At 66.3% G+C, this 17,590-nt stretch carries 15 protein-coding genes; all 15 read left to right on the top strand.

Annotated elements, in window-relative coordinates:
- Positions 1 to 184 precede the first annotated feature (184 nt).
- The gene (flhD, locus tag C7R54_RS02175) at positions 185 to 508 is read left to right on the top strand and encodes a flagellar transcriptional regulator FlhD (RefSeq protein ID WP_129148545.1); all 324 of its coding nucleotides are present in this window, start codon (positions 185 to 187) and stop codon (positions 506 to 508) included.
- 56 nt (positions 509 to 564) lie between these two features.
- A complete protein-coding gene (gene flhC, locus C7R54_RS02170; RefSeq protein ID WP_129148544.1) occupies positions 565 to 1,146 on the top strand; it encodes a flagellar transcriptional regulator FlhC in 582 nt (193 codons plus the stop codon).
- Positions 1,147 to 1,266: 120 nt separating this feature from the next.
- Positions 1,267 to 2,139, top strand: a complete 873-nt coding sequence (gene motA, locus C7R54_RS02165) for a flagellar motor stator protein MotA (RefSeq protein ID WP_129148543.1) — start codon at positions 1,267 to 1,269, stop codon at positions 2,137 to 2,139.
- An 18-nt stretch (positions 2,140 to 2,157) separates the two neighbouring features.
- On the top strand, positions 2,158 to 3,177 hold the full coding sequence (gene motB, locus C7R54_RS02160) for a flagellar motor protein MotB (RefSeq protein ID WP_129148542.1): 1,020 nt from the start codon (positions 2,158 to 2,160) through the stop codon (positions 3,175 to 3,177).
- A 27-nt stretch (positions 3,178 to 3,204) separates the two neighbouring features.
- Entirely contained in the window at positions 3,205 to 3,597 is a 393-nt protein-coding gene (locus C7R54_RS02155; protein ID WP_129148541.1) for a response regulator, read from the top strand.
- Positions 3,598 to 3,612: 15 nt separating this feature from the next.
- Complete coding sequence (cheA, locus tag C7R54_RS02150; protein WP_129148540.1) at positions 3,613 to 5,814, top strand: chemotaxis protein CheA; 2,202 nt, start codon at positions 3,613 to 3,615, stop codon at positions 5,812 to 5,814.
- A 13-nt stretch (positions 5,815 to 5,827) separates the two neighbouring features.
- Positions 5,828 to 6,328 carry a chemotaxis protein CheW gene (gene cheW / locus C7R54_RS02145; protein WP_129148539.1) on the top strand — a complete coding sequence of 167 codons (501 nt, stop codon included), beginning with the start codon at positions 5,828 to 5,830 and terminating at the stop codon, positions 6,326 to 6,328.
- Between the two features lie 64 nt (positions 6,329 to 6,392).
- Positions 6,393 to 8,090 carry a methyl-accepting chemotaxis protein gene (locus C7R54_RS02140; RefSeq protein ID WP_129148538.1) on the top strand — a complete coding sequence of 566 codons (1,698 nt, stop codon included), beginning with the start codon at positions 6,393 to 6,395 and terminating at the stop codon, positions 8,088 to 8,090.
- Positions 8,091 to 8,099: 9 nt separating this feature from the next.
- Positions 8,100 to 8,954, top strand: a complete 855-nt coding sequence (locus tag C7R54_RS02135; protein WP_129148537.1) for a CheR family methyltransferase — start codon at positions 8,100 to 8,102, stop codon at positions 8,952 to 8,954.
- Positions 8,955 to 8,972: 18 nt separating this feature from the next.
- Complete coding sequence (locus C7R54_RS02130; RefSeq protein WP_129148536.1) at positions 8,973 to 10,028, top strand: protein-glutamate methylesterase/protein-glutamine glutaminase; 1,056 nt, start codon at positions 8,973 to 8,975, stop codon at positions 10,026 to 10,028.
- Positions 10,029 to 10,075: 47 nt separating this feature from the next.
- A complete protein-coding gene (cheY, locus tag C7R54_RS02125; protein ID WP_094856694.1) occupies positions 10,076 to 10,465 on the top strand; it encodes a chemotaxis response regulator CheY in 390 nt (129 codons plus the stop codon).
- A 7-nt stretch (positions 10,466 to 10,472) separates the two neighbouring features.
- The gene (cheZ, locus tag C7R54_RS02120; protein WP_129148535.1) at positions 10,473 to 11,117 is read left to right on the top strand and encodes a protein phosphatase CheZ; all 645 of its coding nucleotides are present in this window, start codon (positions 10,473 to 10,475) and stop codon (positions 11,115 to 11,117) included.
- Positions 11,118 to 11,331: 214 nt separating this feature from the next.
- Positions 11,332 to 12,483 carry a flagellar biosynthesis protein FlhB gene (gene flhB / locus C7R54_RS02115; protein WP_129148534.1) on the top strand — a complete coding sequence of 384 codons (1,152 nt, stop codon included), beginning with the start codon at positions 11,332 to 11,334 and terminating at the stop codon, positions 12,481 to 12,483.
- 4 nt (positions 12,484 to 12,487) lie between these two features.
- On the top strand, positions 12,488 to 14,605 hold the full coding sequence (gene flhA / locus C7R54_RS02110) for a flagellar biosynthesis protein FlhA (protein WP_129148533.1): 2,118 nt from the start codon (positions 12,488 to 12,490) through the stop codon (positions 14,603 to 14,605).
- 38 nt (positions 14,606 to 14,643) lie between these two features.
- On the top strand, positions 14,644 to 17,466 hold the full coding sequence (gene flhF / locus C7R54_RS02105; protein ID WP_129149403.1) for a flagellar biosynthesis GTPase FlhF: 2,823 nt from the start codon (positions 14,644 to 14,646) through the stop codon (positions 17,464 to 17,466).
- Positions 17,467 to 17,590 lie beyond the last annotated feature (124 nt).

Genomic DNA, 17,590 nt, shown 5'->3' with positions numbered 1-17,590 from the left:
TGTCGAACAAACAATTTTTGTCATACTTGACATAGAAAATGACACCACACATGGTAAATTCACTGACGTTTGCGAACAAAGGACACATTTCGCAATCTCGTTCGGAATCTCATGTGTCGTATGTAACGTTTGATTGCGCCGTTCGCCAAGACCGCCCCTCTAGAAAGTGACCAAGGGAAGACCCATGAAACATACTGAGAATTCTTTGCTCGCTGACATCCGCGAAGTCAATCTGTCCTATCTGCTATTGGCTCAGCGCATGTTGCGCGACGACTATGCCTCGGCCATGTTCCGCCTCGGCTTCAGCGACCAGGTTGCCGACATCCTGCTGCGCCTTTCCCCCGCGCAACTGGTCAAGCTGGCCAGCTCCAGCTCCCTGCTGTGCCGCTTCCGCTTCGACGACTACAGCCTGCTGTCGGCGCTGACCCACGATGTCCTGGGTGGCGCGCTGCAACAGGCGCACGCCACGATCCTCCTGGCCAAGCAGCCTGTCGAGCAACTGGCCTGACGTTCCCCCCGCCTTCGGGTCACCTCTATCTATACATGTCAGGTTTGTAACGGGCCATGGCGATCAAAAGCGTATCTCAAGAAGCCGACGAAATCCTGCTGGCCAGCGCCATGATAGGGCTGGGCGCGCGGCTTCAAGTCCTCGAGTCCGAAACCAGCCTCAGCCACGACCGCCTGGCGCGGCTCTACCGGGAAATCCGCGGCTGCTCGCCCCCGAAGGGCATGCTGCCTTTCTCGGTGGACTGGTTCATGACCTGGCTGCCGAATATTCATTCTTCCCTGTTCTACAACGTCTTCAAGTTCCTCAACGAGAACACCGGTAGCAAGGGCATCCGCGCCATCATCGATGCCTACCGCTTGTATCTGGAGCACAGCGGCGTCAGCGACAGCGAGCAGAGCGAACCGGTCCTCAGCTTCACGCGCGCCTGGATGCTGGTGCGCTTCTTCGAAGGCAAGATGCTGCAGTTGTCGGAATGCCGGCAGTGCGGCGGACATTTCATCGCCCATGCGCACGATCCGCGTGGCGATTTTGTCTGCGCCATCTGCCGTCCGCCCCCGCGCGCCGGCAAGACCCGCGCGGCCGCGAAGGAGCGCGCCGGACGTCGCGCGGGGGTGGCCGCCGACGTCGTCGGGCTGTGACGATTTCCGCTCAATAACCCCAAAAGCCGCCGAAATTCCCCTGTAACCCACGCTTTTGCGTGAGGGGAAACAGCGGATGATGGGCGTTCATATTACGTCTAAGCTTGGCAGGGGCCTGATGTGCTGATTGTTATTGGTTACTTGGTAGTCATTGCTTCCGTGGTCGGAAGCTTCGTCGTCATGGGCGGGCATTTGGGCGCGCTATACCAGCCGTTCGAATTCACCCTGATCGGTGGCGCCGCGGTGGGCTCTTTCCTCGCCGGCAACAGCGCCAAGTCGATCAAGCTGACCAGGAAGGCCATACCCGCGGCCCTGCGCGGCGCACCCTATAACAAGGACGTGTACATGGAGCTGATGTCGCTCATGTACGTGATCCTGAACAAGGCCCGCCGCGAGGGCCTGATGGCGATCGAGTCCCATATCGAGGACCCGTCGTCCAGCCCGATCTTCATGGAATCGCCGCGCATCATGAAGGATCCGAAGCTGATGGAATTCATCACGGATTACCTGCGCATCATGATCAGCGGCAACATGAGTTCCTTCGAAATCGAAACGCTGATGGACGAGGAAATCGAGACTTTCAGGCATGAAGCCCATGTGCCGGTGCATTCCCTGCAAACCGTGGCCGACGCCATGCCGGCCTTCGGTATCGTGGCGGCCGTGCTGGGCGTGATCAAGGCGCTGGCGGCCGTGGACCAGCCGCCCGCCGTGCTGGGCGACCTTATCTCCAAGGCCATGGTGGGGACCTTCCTGGGCATCCTGCTGGCCTACGGCTTCGTGGCGCCGCTGGCGTCGCGCGTCGAGAAGCAGACCGCCGAGTCGGTCAAGATCCTCGAATGCATCAAGACCACGCTGCTGGCGAGCATGAATGGCTATCCGCCGCAGCTGGCCGTGGAGTTCGGGCGCAAGGTGCTTTACTCGGGCGTGCGGCCGTCTTTCGCCGAGCTCGAAGAGCACGTGCGCCAGGCCAAGACGTCGGCCGGCAAGGCTTGAGGCGGTCGGGATACGTAGATGGCCACCGTCAATAATCACCGGGTCGTCATCCGCCGCAAGAAGTCCGCCGGAGGCGGGCACCACGGCGGCAGCTGGAAGATCGCGTACGCCGACTTCGTCACGGCCATGATGGCCTTTTTTCTCGTCATGTGGCTGATCAGCGTGGTGCCGCGCGAGGAACTCAAGGGCATCGCCGAGTACTTCCGCATGCCGCTGCACGTGGCGTTGACCGGCGGTCCCAGCAATTCCGCCCAGACCAGCGCCATTCCGGGCGGCGGCGCCGACCCCGTGCGCAGCGACGGCGAGATTCGCCGCGCCGATGGCACCCGCCTGGAGGCGCAGGTGAAGGGCGAGTCCGACCGGCGCGACCAGCGTCGCCTGGAGCAGGTGCGGTCGCGCATCGAAAAGACCATCGACACCAGCCCGCTGCTGAAGAATTTCCGCCCGCAGCTGATGATCGACATGACGCCCGAGGGGCTGCGCATCCAGATCATCGACAACCAGAACCGTCCGATGTTCGCGACCGGCCGGGCCGAGCCCCAGCCCTATATGCGCGACATCCTGCACGAGCTGGCGCCGGTGCTCAACGATATTCCGTTCAAGATCAGCATCTCCGGCCACACCGACGCGACACAGTACGCCCGGGGCGAACGCGCCTACAGCAACTGGGAGCTTTCGGCCGACCGCGCCAATGCCTCGCGCCAGGAACTGGTGGCCGGCGGCATGGCGGAAAACAAGGTGGCGCGGGTGGTGGGCCTGTCTTCCAGCTACAGCCTGGTTAAGGATGACCCCTATGCTGCCGTTAACCGTCGTATCAGTCTGGTGGTGTTGAACCGCGAGACGCAGGAAAGGTTCGATCGCGACAATGCCGCGGCCGCCGATGTCGTGGGCAAGGATGGCCGCCAGATCGGCAGCGCGATAGAGCAGCGCGTCGCGCCGCCGGCGGCAAGCGCGCCGGCGACGCCCGCAGCCGGTACGCCCGCGGCCGGTACGCCCGCGGCCGGTACGCCCGCCACGCCTGCGCCAGCGGCACAGTAACCGACGACTCTAGGGAGTTTTGAGTAAATGACGGCGACGATTCTGGTCGCGGACGATTCCGCGACGATGCGCATGATAGTTCAGGCCACGCTGACCGGCGCGGGCTGGAAAGTGGTTGCGGCCGCCAATGGCAAGGAGGCGCTGGCTCTGGCCATCGCGCAGGAAACGCCCGTCGACCTGGTGGTGAGCGACTGGAACATGCCCGTGATGGGCGGCCTGGGACTGATTTCCAGCCTGCGCCAGGTCGAGCGCTACGAGGATGTCCCCGTGCTGGTGCTGACCACCGAGGACGACGTGGAAAGCAAGACGGCGGCGCGCGACCTGGGCGTGTGCGGCTGGCTGCAGAAGCCGGTCGATCCCGATCTGCTGGTGGAAATGGCGACCGAATTGCTGGACGTGTCCGGCGAGCAGGCGAGTTGAAAGGAAAGGGCGGCCATGACAGGTCTTGACCTCAGTCAGTTTTACGAGACCTTCTTCGATGAAGCGGATGAACTGCTCGCGCAGATGGAGCAGCTGCTGCTCGAACTGGATGCCGGCTCGCCGGACATCGAGCAGCTGAATGCGATTTTCCGCGCGGCGCACTCCATCAAGGGCGGCGCGGCGACGTTCGGCACGTTCGCGCTGCTGGCCGAGACGACCCACCTGCTGGAAAACCTGCTCGATGCGATACGCCGTGGCGAAATGGCCTTGCGCACCGACATGATCGATATTTTTCTGGAAACGAAGGACGTGCTGAAGAGCCAGCTGGACGCCTATCGCGCCTCCGAGGAGCCGGACGCGGCAGCCTACGAACGTATTTGCCAAGTGCTCCGCCAATTGGCCCTGGAGCACAAGGGCGAGGCCCCCGCGCCAGTCACGCCGCCCGCGGCCGTGCAGGCGCCCGCGCCTGTCGCGCCGCCTCCGGCTCCTGCCGCGGCGCCCGCGCCGGTGGTCGAAGCCGCGGCGGCGCCCGCCGGCGACCTGCCGCTGCGCTTGCGCATCAACCGGATTTCGGAGAAGGACGCGGCGTCCATCCTGGAAGAAATGGGCAACCTGGGCCAGGTGCTGGCCAGCGACAAGGCGGGCGGTGGCCTGACCGTGTGGCTGGAGAGCACGTGCTCCTCCGACGATATCGAGGCGGTCTGCTGCTTTATCGTCGACGCCGACCAGATCGCCATCTCTCATGAGGCCGTGCCGGGCGCCGCTTCCGCGGAGGCACAGGCCGTCGACGAATTCGCGCAGGCCGCGGAGCAATTCGCCGCGCAGGCGCACGCCGAGCCCCCCGTTTCGGCCTCGGCAGCCCCGGCGGCCGCCGTGGAAGCTCCCGTCCAGGCCGCGCAAGCTGCCGCGCAGGCCGTGGTGCAGGCCGCCGCGGCGGCTGCCCAGTCCGGTGAACCGGCTGGCGCGCCCCGCGCCGCCCGCGCTGCCGCCCCCTCCAATACACAGGCCAGCCACGGCAGCAGCGAGTCGACGTCGATACGCGTCGGCGTCGAAAAGGTCGACCAGGTGATCAACCTGGTGGGCGAGCTGGTCATCACGCAAGCCATGCTGGCGCAGCAGGCCTCGACGCTGGATCCGGTGCTGCACGACCGCCTGCTCAACGGCATGGAGCAGTTGGAGCGCAATGCGCGTGATTTGCAGGAAGCCGTGATGTCCATCCGCATGATGCCGATGGACTACGTTTTCAGCCGTTTCCCCCGCGTAGTGCGCGACATCGCCGGCAAGATGGGCAAGCAGATCGAGCTGCAGACCTACGGCCGCGCGACCGAGCTGGACAAGAGCCTGATCGAGCGCATCATCGACCCCTTGACGCACCTGGTGCGCAACAGCCTGGATCATGGCATCGAGACGCCGGAGAAGCGCATCGAGGCCGGCAAGGACCCGGTGGGGCAATTGGTGCTGTCCGCGCAGCATAGCGGCGGCAATATCGTCATCGAGGTCAGCGACGACGGCGGCGGCCTGAACCGCGACCGTATCCTGAAGAAGGCGCTGCAGCAGGGCATTGCCGTCAGCGAGAACGCCACCGACGACGAAATCTGGCAGCTCATTTTCGCGCCAGGCTTTTCGACGGCGGAGCAGATCACCGACATCTCGGGTCGCGGCGTCGGCATGGATGTCGTGCGACGCAATATCCAGGACATGGGCGGCCACGTGCAGTTGTCGTCCGTGCCGGGGCAGGGCACCACCACCCGCATCGTGCTGCCGCTGACGCTGGCCATCCTGGATGGCATGTCGGTGCGCGTGGGCGAGGAAACCTTCATCCTGCCGCTGAACCATGTGACCGAGTCGCTGCAGCCCAACAACGAGCAGATCTATTCGGTGACCGGCAACGAGCGCGTGATGCACGTGCGCGGCGAATACCTGCCGCTGGTGGAAATGCACCGCGTGTTCGGCGTGGCCAATGCCCAGACCGATCCGACGCAGGCCATCGCCGTCATCATGCAGGCCGAGGACCGCCGCTTCGCGCTGCTGGTCGACCACCTGGTCGGACAGCACCAGGTGGTGGTGAAGAACCTGGAATCGAATTACCGCAAGGTGCCCGGCATTTCCGCCGCCACCATCCTGGGCGACGGTAGCGTCGCCTTGATTATCGACGTGTTTGCAATGGCGCGCGCCAACCGCGAAAAGTGGGCGCAACCCGAAGCCATGCTGACTTGAAGGAGAGAGAACAATGGCAGCCAAACCGCAATCGCAGGGCAGTCGCGTCGAGGACGTCGGCAGCGAATTCCTGGTGTTCACGCTGGGTGACGAAGAGTACGGCATCGATATCCTGAAAGTGCAGGAGATCCGCGGCTACGACGCGGCCACGGTGACGCGCATCGCCAACGTGCCGCCCTTCATCAAGGGCGTGACGAACCTGCGCGGCATCATCGTCCCCATCGTGGACCTGCGTATCAAGTTCAACCTGGGCAAGGTCGAGTACAACGAACAGACCGTGGTCATCATCCTCAACCTGGATCGCCGCGTGGTCGGCATCGTGGTCGATGGCGTGTCCGACGTGCTGATGCTGAATTCGGGCCAGATCCGTCCGGCGCCGGAATTCGGCTCCAAGCTGTCGACCGAGTACCTGACGGGGTTGGGCACGCTCGACGATCGCATGCTGATCCTGGTCGATATCGAGAAAATGATGACCAGCGACGAAATGGCGCTGGTTGAAAAAGCCGCCGCCTGAGCGGCGCGGGGCACGAAGGGGTGTGGCGGGGGCGCCGCCCCCAGGTACCGGGGGAAATCTAGCGATGCGCCGTTTCTTCGCCAATATGTCGATACGCGCCAGCCTGCTCGGCGTGCTGGCGTTCTTCTCGTTGATGTTGGTGCTCGGTGCGGTGCTGGGCGTCATGTCGCTGTACGTCAGCAACACCACGATGCAGGAGATGCGGCGTGGACAGGCGCTGGCGTCGGCGCTGGACGCCGCCGTGGCCGAGTACAAGAACACCATGATAAGCCTGGGCCGGGCGGCCTCGGTGCATCTGGGCGAAGTCATCAAGCATGTCGGCGACCCCGCCATTCTCGAACCGGGCCTGGCGGCGCCCGCCAAGAGCCTGCTGAATTTCGCCCGTATTTCCTATGACAAGTCGATGGCGGAGTTCAAGCGCTCCCAGGACTTGCCGCGACCGGACGGGCTGGACAGCGAGTTCAAGGAAATCGACGCGGCCTTCCTGGCGATGATGCAGGACGGCGTCAAGCCTTTGTTCGACGACCTGGCGAAGGCCGACCTGCCTAATTTCCAGCTGCACGGGCAAATGGTGTCGGACGTCATGGAAGACCGTTTCAACCTGGCCCTGGGGCAATTCGCAACCTGGCGCAAGCGCGCCAACGACGACGCCTTCGACAGCGCCGACGCACGCTACCAGTGGGTGCTGGTGGCCGTCGGCGCGGGCGGCGTCATCGCGGTATTCCTGGTGTTCTCCACCTACCTGTTCCTGCGCCGCCGTGTCATCCGCCCCCTGGACGAGGCGGCCCAGCGTTTCGATCGCATCGCGGCAGGCGACCTCACGGAGGCCATCGACGTGCGGTCGACCAACGAGATTGGCCGGCTTTACGCGGCGCTCAAGCGCATGCAGGAGAGCCTCACCCGCACGGTGGCGTCGGTGCGCCGGGGCGTGGAAGAGATCAACGTGGGTTCGCGCGAGATTTCCGCGGGCAATACGGACCTGTCCAGCCGCACGGAACAGCAAGCGGCCTCGCTGGAAGAGACGGCGGCGTCGATGGAGCAACTGGCCTCGACGGTGAAGCAGAATGCGGACAACGCGCGCCAGGCCAACCAGCTGGCGGCCAGCGCGTCGGACGTGGCCGAGCGCGGCGGTTCGGCGGTGAATGAAGTGGTCAGCACGATGCAGGGCATTTCGGCGAGCTCGCGCAAGATTTCGGAGATCGTCAGCGTGATCGACGGCATCGCGTTCCAGACCAATATCCTGGCGCTGAACGCGGCGGTGGAAGCGGCGCGGGCGGGCGAGCAGGGCAAGGGCTTCGCGGTGGTGGCGGGCGAGGTGCGTTCGCTGGCGCAACGCAGCGCCCAGGCGGCCAAGGAAATCAAGGGCCTGATCGAGGATTCGGTGACCAAGGTGGGCGCCGGTTCCGAGCAGGTCGAGCGCGCGGGCGCCACGATGCAGGAGATCGTCACGTCGGTGAAGCGCGTGACGGACATCATGGGCGAGATCTCGGCGGCGTCCGAAGAGCAGTCCAGCGGCATTGACCAGGTCAACCGGGCGGTCTCGCAGATGGACGAAGTGACGCAGCAGAACGCGGCCCTGGTGGAAGAAGCGGCCGCCGCGGCGGGCTCCCTGCAGGAGCAGGCGCAGCGCCTGGCCGAGGCCGTGGCCGTCTTCAAGATCAATCAAGGCCAGGTCATCGATATGCCGGCACGGCAGCTCGGCGGCACGCGCGCGCCCGCGCTTCCGGCCGGCGCCGACCACCTGGCCGAAGCGGCGGTTTAAGAGGCGGGTGTGACGACGACAGCGGCAGCGCCGGCCTTCCAGGTAGAACGGCAATTCGATTTTCGGGACACGGACTTCTCGCGCGTGCGCCGCATGATCCATGAGCGGGCGGGCATTTCGCTGGGCGAGCACAAGCGCGAAATGGTCTACAGCCGGTTGGCGCGCCGCCTGCGGGTGCTGGGGCGCGCGGACTTCGCCAGCTACCTGGACCAGTTGGAACGCGAGGCGGGCGACCCGGAGTGGGAAGACTTCGTCAACGCGCTGACCACCAACCTGACGGCGTTCTTCCGCGAATCGCACCATTTCCCCATTCTTTCCAAGTTCGTCGCCTCGCGGCCCGACCCCGTGTCGGTCTGGTGTTGCGCGGCGTCGACCGGCGAGGAACCGTATTCGATCGCCATCACGCTGGCCGAGACGCTGAGCAGCCGATCGCTGGCCAACGCCAGCGTGTTCGCCACCGATATCGACACCAACGTGTTGCAGAAGGCGCGCAGCGCCGTCTATCCCTACGAGCGGGTCGCCAAGATCGAGGAAGCGCGGCTGCGCCGCTTCTTCCTCAAGGGCAAGGGTCCGGCGGCGGGGCAGGTGCGCGTGCGTCCCGAAGTGGCGGGGCTGGTGCGTTTCGACATGCTCAACCTGCTCGCGCCCGCATGGCCGATCCAGGAGAAGTTCGACGCCATCTTCTGCCGCAACGTCATGATCTATTTCGACAAACCGACCCAGGCGCGGATCCTGGAGCGCTTTGTCCCGCTGCTCAAGCCGGGCGGCCTGCTGTTCGCCGGCCATTCGGAGAACTTCACTTATATCAGCCGGGATTTCCGTCTGCGCGGCCAGACCGTGTACGAATGCCTGGGCAGGCCGTAGCCGGGGCAGGAATATCAAATGCAAAAGAAAATCAATGTATTGTGCGTGGATGACTCGGCGCTGGTGCGCGGATTGATGACGGAGATCATCAATAGCCAGCCGGACATGACCGTGGTCGCCACGGCGCCCGATCCCCTGGTGGCGCGCGAGCTGATCAAGAAGCACAATCCCGACGTCCTGACGCTGGACGTCGAAATGCCGCGCATGGACGGCCTGGATTTCCTGGAAAAGCTGATGCGCCTGCGGCCGATGCCGGTGCTGATGGTCTCGTCGCTGACCGAGCGCGGGTCGGAAATCACCCTGCGCGCGCTGGAGCTGGGCGCCATCGACTTCGTCACCAAGCCCAAGCTGGGCATCCGTGACGGCCTGCTCGAATATACCGAGCTGATCGCGGACAAGATCCGGGCTGCCGCGCGGGCGCGCCTGCCCGCGGCCGCGCCCGCGAGCGCGCCGCCGCCGCAAGTCTTGCGGTCGCCCTTGTCGAGTTCGGAAAAACTGGTCATCATCGGCGCCTCGACGGGCGGCACCGAAGCCATCCGGTATGTGCTGCAGCCGCTGCCCGCGGACAGCCCCGCCATCCTGATCACGCAACATATGCCGGCCGGCTTCACGCGCTCCTTCGCGCAGCGGCTGGACGCCTTGTGCAGCGTGACGGTGCGCGAGGCCACGCATGGCGAGCGGGTGTTGCCTGGGCACGTCTATCTGGCGCCGGGGGGCGATACGCATATGCGCCTGGGCCGCAGTGGGGCAAACTATGTGATCGAGCTCGATCCGTCCGAGCCGGTCAACCGGCATCGGCCGTCGGTCGACGTACTGTTTCATTCGGCCGCCGTCGCGGCTGGCCGCAACGCCATAGGCGTCATCCTGACCGGCATGGGCAAGGATGGCGCGGCTGGCCTGCTCGAAATGAAACGCGCCGGCGCGCGCACCCTGGCCCAGGACGAGGCCAGCTGCGTCGTGTTCGGCATGCCGCGCGAGGCGATAGCCGTCGGCGCGGCGGATGAAGTGGTTGCGCTGGGCGCAATGAGCGAACGTATCCTCGCCAACGTGGGCGACCGTGGCCACCGCGTCTGACGCGGGGCAGGCGGGCCCTCGGGGCAAAGTATTTCTTGGAGTCTATGATGGTTGACAAAAGTTTGAAGATCCTGGTTGTGGACGATTTCCCGACGATGCGTCGGATCGTTCGCAACCTGTTGAAGGAGCTGGGTTTCGAGAACGTCGATGAGGCCGAGGACGGCGCCATCGCCTTGGACAAGCTGCGCAACGGCGGTTTCCAGTTCGTGGTGTCCGACTGGAACATGCCCAACCTGGACGGCCTGTCCATGTTGCAGCAGATCCGCGCCGATCCCAACCTCGCCAAGCTGCCGGTCCTGATGGTGACCGCCGAGGCGAAGAAGGAGAACATCGTCGCGGCGGCCCAGGCTGGCGCCAACGGCTACGTGGTCAAGCCTTTCACGGCCGCTACGCTGGAAGAGAAGCTGAACAAGATCTTCGAGAAAATCGCGGGTTGAGGTTGCCATGGACACCACGGAAGCCACGCCGCCCCAAATCCCGGGTAACGACCCCGGGGACCTGATCCACCGCATCGCTTCGCTGACCCGCATGTTGCGCGACAGCATGCGCGAACTGGGCCTGGACCAGGCGATCAAGGATGCCGCGCAGGCCATTCCCGACGCACGCGACCGCCTGCGCTATGTGGCGCAGAAGACGGAGCAGGCCGCGAATCGGGTGCTCAACGCCATCGACGAGGCCCAGCCGGTGCAGGATGACCTTGCCCGGAACGCCAAGCAGCTGGACGCGCGCTGGAACGAGTGGTTCGAGCAGCCGCTGGAGGTGCCGCAGGCGCGCGAGCTGGTGAAGGATACCCGCGCCTTCCTGCAAGGAGTGCCGGCGCAGACCCAGGTGACGCAAGCCAAGCTGATGGAAATCATGATGGCGCAGGATTTCCAGGACCTGACGGGCCAGGTCATCATGCGCATGATGGACGTGGTCGGCGCCATCGAGCGCGAACTGCTCCAGGTGCTGCTGGACAGCGTACCCACCGAAAAGCGGGACGAAGCCAACTCCCTGCTCAACGGCCCGCAGGTCAACGCGGAAGGCAAGACCGACGTGGTCACCAGCCAGGACCAGGTGGACGATCTGCTCGCCAGCCTGGGGTTCTGAGGCTTTTTGCCCCGGGTCGCCCCAGGGCGCCAGGCGCCGCCCGGCGGGTTTGCCCGGGCGGGCCCTCCCGGGCAGGAGGGCGCGGGGCGCCCGCCCCGCAAATAACGCCGTTTTCCCCCTTTTTATCCCCCCTTAGCCTGCGCCTGACGTTTTCTACAATGCCAGTCAGTGGCCGCACGACCCGGAATAGCGGCCGCTTGACCCATCCCCCCGCATGGCAGAAGAAAGCGACCTCGAAAAAACCGAAGCCGCCTCTCCCAGGCGCCTGGAAAAGGCGCGTGAGGAGGGGCAGGTGCCGCGTTCGCGCGAGCTCAGCACCTTCGCGGTGCTGGTCGGCGGACTCGCGTACCTGTGGCTGGGCGCTCCGCTGGTGTATCGGGGCCTGGAAGGCATCATCCACAACGGCCTGGGTTTCGATTCCCGCGTGCCGCGCGACACGAACGTGATGATCGCCAACGCGGTCCAGAGCGTCGGCGAGGTCATGCTGGTGCTGGCCCCGTTTTTTCTGGTCGTCGCCGTGGTGTCGATAGCCTCGCAACTGGCCATCGGCGGCCTGGTGTGGTCCACCAAGCCCCTGGAATTCAAGTTCGACAAGCTGAACCCGCTCACGGGTTTCGGCCGCATCTTTTCGTGGACCACCATCGTCGAGCTGGCCAAGACCCTCCTGAAGGCGGGTATCGTGGGCGGCATCGGCGCCGTCGCCATCTGGCGCCACCATGACGACATGATCGCCCTCATGCACACCACGCCCGTGCAGGGCCTGGTCGGGATGCTCAAGATCGTCGCGACCTGCTGCGCGCTCATCATCGCGTCGATGATTCTTCTGGTCCTCGCCGACGTGCCCTGGCAGATCTTCAGCCACCTGAAGAAGCTGCGCATGAGCAAGGACGACGTCAAGAAGGAATTCAAGGAAAGCGAGGGCGACCCCTTGCTGAAGGCGCGCATCCGCCAGCAGCAGCGCCAGGCGGCGCGCCGCCGGATGATGGCCGACGTCCCCAAGGCCGATGTCGTGGTCACCAACCCCACGCACTTCGCGGTGGCGCTGAAATACAGCGAGGGCGATATGTCCGCTCCCCGCGTGGTCGCCAAGGGAACGGGTTTGATCGCCGCCCATATCCGCGAGATCGCCCGGGAAAACCGCGTGCCCCTGCTGGAAGCCCCTCCGCTGGCGCGCGCATTGCACAAGCATGTGGAAGTGGGCAAGGAAATCCCGGTAGCGCTGTACACGGCCGTGGCCGAAGTACTGGCCTGGGTGTTCCAGCTGCGCGCCTGGCGACCGGGCTGGGTGCAGCCCACGCCGCCCACCGATCTGCCGGTGCCGTCCCAGCTCGACCCGCAGGCGCAAGCCGCGGCCCAAGGAGTTTAAGTCGATGAGCGAATTGCTCGCCATGTTCAAGGCCAACGGCGCCGCCCAGGCGCGCCTGTTGGCGGGTCCGTTGTTGATCGTCCTCGTGCTGGGCATGATGATCCTGCCCTTGCCGGCGTTCATCCTGGACCTGCTGTTCACGTTCAATATCTCGCTGGCCGTGATGATCCTGCTGGTGGCCATGTTCACGCGCAAGCCGCTGGACTTCGCCGCCTTCCCGTCGGTGCTGCTGTTCGCCACGCTGCTGCGCCTGTCGCTGAACGTCGCGTCGACCCGGGTCGTCCTGATGCACGGCCACTCCGGTCCGGACGCCGCCGGCAAGGTGATCGAAGCCTTCGGCCACTTCCTGGTGGGCGGCAATTTCGCCATCGGCATCATCGTCTTCGTGATCCTGACGATCATCAACTTCATCGTCATCACCAAGGGCGCGGGACGTATCGCCGAGGTGGGCGCGCGCTTCACCCTGGACGCCATGCCCGGCAAGCAGATGGCCATCGACGCCGATCTCAATGCCGGCCTGATCCGCGAGGACGAGGCACGCCGCCGCCGCGCCGAGGTGTCGCAGGAAGCCGATTTCTACGGCTCCATGGACGGCGCCAGCAAGTTCGTGCGCGGCGATGCCGTGGCCGGCCTGCTGATCATGGTGATCAACGTCATCGGCGGCCTGCTCGTGGGCGTGGCCCAGCATGACCTGTCGGTGGGCGAGGCCGGCCGCGTCTACACGCTGCTGACCATCGGCGACGGCCTGGTCGCGCAGATCCCGGCGCTGGTCATCTCGACCGCGGCCGGCGTGGTGGTGTCGCGCGTGGCCAACGACCAGGACGTCGGCCAACAGATCATGGGGCAGTTGTTCTCCAATCCCCGCGTGCTGTTCCTGACGGCGGCCATCATCGGCATCATGGGCCTGATTCCCAACATGCCGCACGTCGCTTTCCTGTCGCTGGCCGCCATCTTCGGCGGCTCGGGCTACTGGATGGTGCGCCGCGAAATGCGGGCCAAGGCCGCCGCCGCGCAGCAGCCCAATCCCGGCCAGAACCAGGCCAAGGCCGCCGCGGCCGAGGCCAGCTGGGACGACGTTTCCATGGTGGACCAGTTGGGCCTGGAGGTGGGCTATCGCCTGATTCCGCTGGTCGACCACGCGCAGAACGGCGAATTGCTGCACCGGATACGCAGCCTGCGCAAGAAGTTCGCGCAGGACGTCGGTTTCCTGCCGCCGGTGGTCCACATTCGCGACAACCTTGAACTCAAGCCCAACGACTATGTCATCCAGCTCTCGGGCGTGGAAGTCGGCCGCGGCGTCGCCATGCCTGGCCAATGGCTGGCCATCGACCCGGGCGGCGTCACCCTGAAGCTGAAAGGCACGGCCACCACGGATCCCGCCTTCGGCCTGCCGGCGGTATGGATCGAGGCTTCGATGCGCGACCAGGCGCAGATCGCCGGCTACACGGTGGTCGACGCCAGCACGGTGGTGGCCACGCATTTGAACCACTTGATGCATCGCCACGGCTCGCTGTTGCTGGGCCGCCAGGAAGTGCAGCAACTGCTGGACCGCATCGGCAAGGACGCTCCCAAGCTGGTGGAAGACCTGGTGCCCAAGACGCTGTCGCTCACCATCCTGCAGAAGACGCTGCAAGGCCTGCTGGCCGAGGAAGTGCCGATCCGCGATATGCGTTCGATCATCGACACGATTTCCGAACATGCGCCGCGCCTGTCGGCCCAGGCTTCCACCGCCGGAGGCCAGCCCGACGTTGGCGAACTGATCGCGCTGTCGCGCCGCGCCCTGGGCCGCGCCATTACGCAGCAGTGGTTCCCCGGCGACGGCGAGATCCGCGTCATCGGGCTGGACGTCAAGCTGGAGCGGGTGCTTTCGCAAGCCATTTCCACCAGCGGCGTGCTGGAACCCGGCCTGGCCGAGAACGTGCTGCGCGAGGCGCAAGCCGCCGTCCAGCGTCAGGAAGCGCTGGGCAACGCCCCGGTGCTGGTGGTGTCGCCGCTGTTGCGTCCGTCGCTGTCGCGCTTCCTGCGCCACCACCTGCCGCAGCTCGGCGTGCTGGCCAATACTGAAATTCCCGATGAGCGCATCGTGCGTGTGACCGCGCTGATCGGCGGGAGCCCGGCTTGAACATCCTGCGATTCTTTGCCCCGACCAACCGCGAAGTGATGCGGCAGGTCCGCCAGGCCCTGGGGCCTGACGCCTTGATCATTTCCAGCCGCAGCGTCGATGGCGGTATCGAGGTCATGGCGACCGATCCGTCGGCGCTGGACGATCACGGTCGCCTGCGCCGCGCCGAGCCCGCCTTGCAGGAAGTCGCGAGCGCGGTGGAGGAGGGCGCGGCCTATCGTCCTGCCGCGGCGCCACCGCAGCCCCAGCCCCAATCGTGGTCCCAATCCCGGCCCCAATCCCCGCCCCAATCCCCGCCCCAACAGGCTCCGTCAGCCCCATATGCGCGTTCGGCCTACGAGGCCGTACCGCCGGCCGGCTACGGGTCGGCGCGGTCCGCCGCCTACGCGACGCCCGAGCCGTCCGCCCATGCGCCGGTTCGCCCCACGGCCTACCAGCAGGACGACGACGAGGAGGACGGCTATACCTACACCCCGTCCCGGCCGGCCGCGCCACCCCCGCCGGCGCCACCGGCGCATCCCAGCCGCATGGCTGCCCGCTATGTCGACATCGCCGACCTGCCGGCCGACGAGCCGCCCGCGATAGCGCCAGCCCCGTCGCTGGAGATGCCCGAGCCGTATACCGCCAGCGCCCTGACGACCGGGCAGCGCGCCGGCGCCGCCTATGGCGCCATGACCGATAGCGCCATGACCGACAGCGCCCTGTCGGTGGTGGACGAGGACACGCCCGCACCCGACGCCGAGCAGTCGCCCGTGGCGGCGCAGGAGTGGCGCCAGGCCCTCGAGGCACTGCGCGGCACCCTGGAAAACCGTATCGACGGCCTGCTGTGGAGCAAGGGCCTGCGTGCCGAACCGGTCGCCGCCACGCTGTTCCGGACGCTGCTGGAAGCAGGCTTCAGCGCCGCCCTGGTGCGCGCGCTGATGGACCGCCTGCCGCGGCAATATTCCGCGGCGCAGGCCTTGAACTGGGCTCGCGACGAACTGGTGTCCCATCTGCCGGTGCTGGGCAGCGAGGACGAATTGCTCGGCGATGGCGGCGTGTTCGCCCTGGTCGGTCCCACCGGCGTCGGCAAGACCACCACGCTGGCGAAGCTGGCCGCCCGCTGCGTGGCGCGCGTGGGCCGCGACCAGCTGGCGATGCTGACCACCGACAACTTCCGTATCGGCGCGCACGAGCAGTTGCAGATCTACGGCCGCCTGCTGGGCGTGCCGACCCGTTCGGTGCGGGATGTCGGCGAACTGCGCGCCACCCTCGGCGAGCTGGGGCATCGCAAGATCATCCTGATCGACACCACCGGCATCAGCCAGCGCGACCACCATGTCGCCGAGCAGGCCGCCATGCTCAATAACGCCGGCCGTCCGGTGCAGCGCCTGCTGGTGCTCAATGCCGCCAGCCAGGGCGACACCCTGGACGAAGTGGCGCAGGCCTATCGCAATGTCGGCAGCCAGCCGCTGCGGGGCTGCATCATCACCAAGGTGGACGAGGCGGCCCACTATGCCGCCGCCCTCGACACCGCCATTCGCCACCGCTTACCCATACATTACGTGTCGCGCGGCCAGCGGGTGCCCGAGCACATGGAACTTCCCGTCGCGGCCGAACTGGTCGACGGCGCCTTCGCCTGCCTGAAGCGGCCGGCCCTCTACGCCCCCAGCGAATCGGACCTGGCGGCGCTATGGTCGGCGTCGCGCGAAGCCGCCGGCGGCGAGCTGGCGGACCCGGTGCGGCGGCGCCAGCTGCTGGCGGCGGCCGTGGCCCAGCCCGTCGGCAAGCGCGCCGACGACGAAGAGGAAATGGACGCCGCGCTGGCCTGGATGAACACCGACCCGGCCTGCGTGCAGGCTCGCCTGGGTTGGCGCGAATTCGGCGGCGCGCGTCCCTTGCCCACGGAGGCGTTGTGGAGCAAGCCGCTGGAGATGGCGCGCAGCGAGTTTTCCGCCACCTGCCAGCGCCATTTGCTGGCCATACATGGCAAGGCGCCCTTGCGCGGCGACGGCCTGCCGTCCGGCCAGTTGCACGCCGCACTGCTGATGAGCGACCGGGGCGCGGCCTTGTCGGCGCCGGCGCACCAACTGGTGCTGCAACATGGCGCCGTGACCACCTATGCCGCGGCCGGTGCGGCGCAGGGCAATCCCGCCGATGCCCTGGCGGCCCGCGTCCAATGGCTGGGCGACGCCTTGCCGCACCTGCCTGTCGTGCACGTCATCGACGCCGGCACGTCCGCGCTGTGGTCCGCCTTGTCGGAGCAGGGCCATGCCTGGGTGTCGCGCTGCACTGGCGCCTTGCGCGTCGTCCAGGATGAAACGCCCACCATCCTGCAGGCCGTTGCCAAGACCCTGGGCTATGTGCCGGTAGGGCAGGCCGGCGACATGCCGGGCCTGACGTTGATGAAGGATGACAAGCCCGTGGTCCTCCGCCTGTGGGCGGCCGGCAGCGAGGTATCGCTGGCCGCGCGGGGGAGCGACGGCGCGCCCTTGCGCCTGGTCTGCGCCAAGTTGATAGACCCCGCCGGCAAGGTGGTGTCCGTGCTGTACGGCCTGACCAATGTGAGCGTGGTCCAGGCCGACGCGGCGGCGGTGGCCCGCTGGCTGGTGCTCAACGAGCAGGCCAAGTCGGCGTTTCGCTACATGGTCCATGCATGGCAACCCCTGGCGGGCGCGGGCACGGGCGACGATGCCTTGCAGCGCCAGGCGCTGATGGCCGGCCAGTTGGGCGCGGCCTGCTGGCAGTTGGCGCACGCGGCCAATGCCGCCGTGATGCGGCGGCTGCTGCAAAACCTGATGGGGCCCGAGCGCAAGCTGCCGGCGCGCCTGGTTCCGCCGGCGCTGCTGCGCTTTTTCGCGATGGTGGAAATGGCGGGCTGAGCGGCGCCGCCAGACCCGGACGGTGGAACGTACAAGGGGCCGCCCCATAACGATGGGGCGGCCCCTTGTTCATCCCGCGTGGCGGGACACGGTTGCGCGGAGGGCCCGGCGCGCCGTCCCCCGC

The sequence above is a fragment of the Achromobacter aloeverae genome (assembly GCF_004121055.1).
Lineage (GTDB): Bacteria > Pseudomonadota > Gammaproteobacteria > Burkholderiales > Burkholderiaceae_B > Bordetella_C > Bordetella_C aloeverae.
This window is presented reverse-complemented; position numbering and strand designations above follow the sequence as displayed.

Bases quoted from the DNA above. Each gene is read 5' to 3' on its own strand.
- flhF (WP_129149403.1), top strand. From the start codon at position 14,644: ATGCGGCAGGTCCGCCAGGCCCTGGGGCCTGACGCCTTGATCATTTCC.
- flhA (WP_129148533.1), top strand. From the start codon at position 12,488: ATGAGCGAATTGCTCGCCATGTTCAAGGCCAACGGCGCCGCCCAGGCG.
- flhC (WP_129148544.1), top strand. From the start codon at position 565: ATGGCGATCAAAAGCGTATCTCAAGAAGCCGACGAAATCCTGCTGGCC.
- cheA (WP_129148540.1), top strand. From the start codon at position 3,613: ATGACAGGTCTTGACCTCAGTCAGTTTTACGAGACCTTCTTCGATGAA.
- flhD (WP_129148545.1), top strand. From the start codon at position 185: ATGAAACATACTGAGAATTCTTTGCTCGCTGACATCCGCGAAGTCAAT.
- C7R54_RS02140 (WP_129148538.1), top strand. From the start codon at position 6,393: ATGCGCCGTTTCTTCGCCAATATGTCGATACGCGCCAGCCTGCTCGGC.
- cheW (WP_129148539.1), top strand. From the start codon at position 5,828: ATGGCAGCCAAACCGCAATCGCAGGGCAGTCGCGTCGAGGACGTCGGC.
- flhB (WP_129148534.1), top strand. From the start codon at position 11,332: ATGGCAGAAGAAAGCGACCTCGAAAAAACCGAAGCCGCCTCTCCCAGG.
- motB (WP_129148542.1), top strand. From the start codon at position 2,158: ATGGCCACCGTCAATAATCACCGGGTCGTCATCCGCCGCAAGAAGTCC.
- cheY (WP_094856694.1), top strand. From the start codon at position 10,076: ATGGTTGACAAAAGTTTGAAGATCCTGGTTGTGGACGATTTCCCGACG.
- C7R54_RS02155 (WP_129148541.1), top strand. From the start codon at position 3,205: ATGACGGCGACGATTCTGGTCGCGGACGATTCCGCGACGATGCGCATG.
- cheZ (WP_129148535.1), top strand. From the start codon at position 10,473: ATGGACACCACGGAAGCCACGCCGCCCCAAATCCCGGGTAACGACCCC.
- C7R54_RS02130 (WP_129148536.1), top strand. From the start codon at position 8,973: ATGCAAAAGAAAATCAATGTATTGTGCGTGGATGACTCGGCGCTGGTG.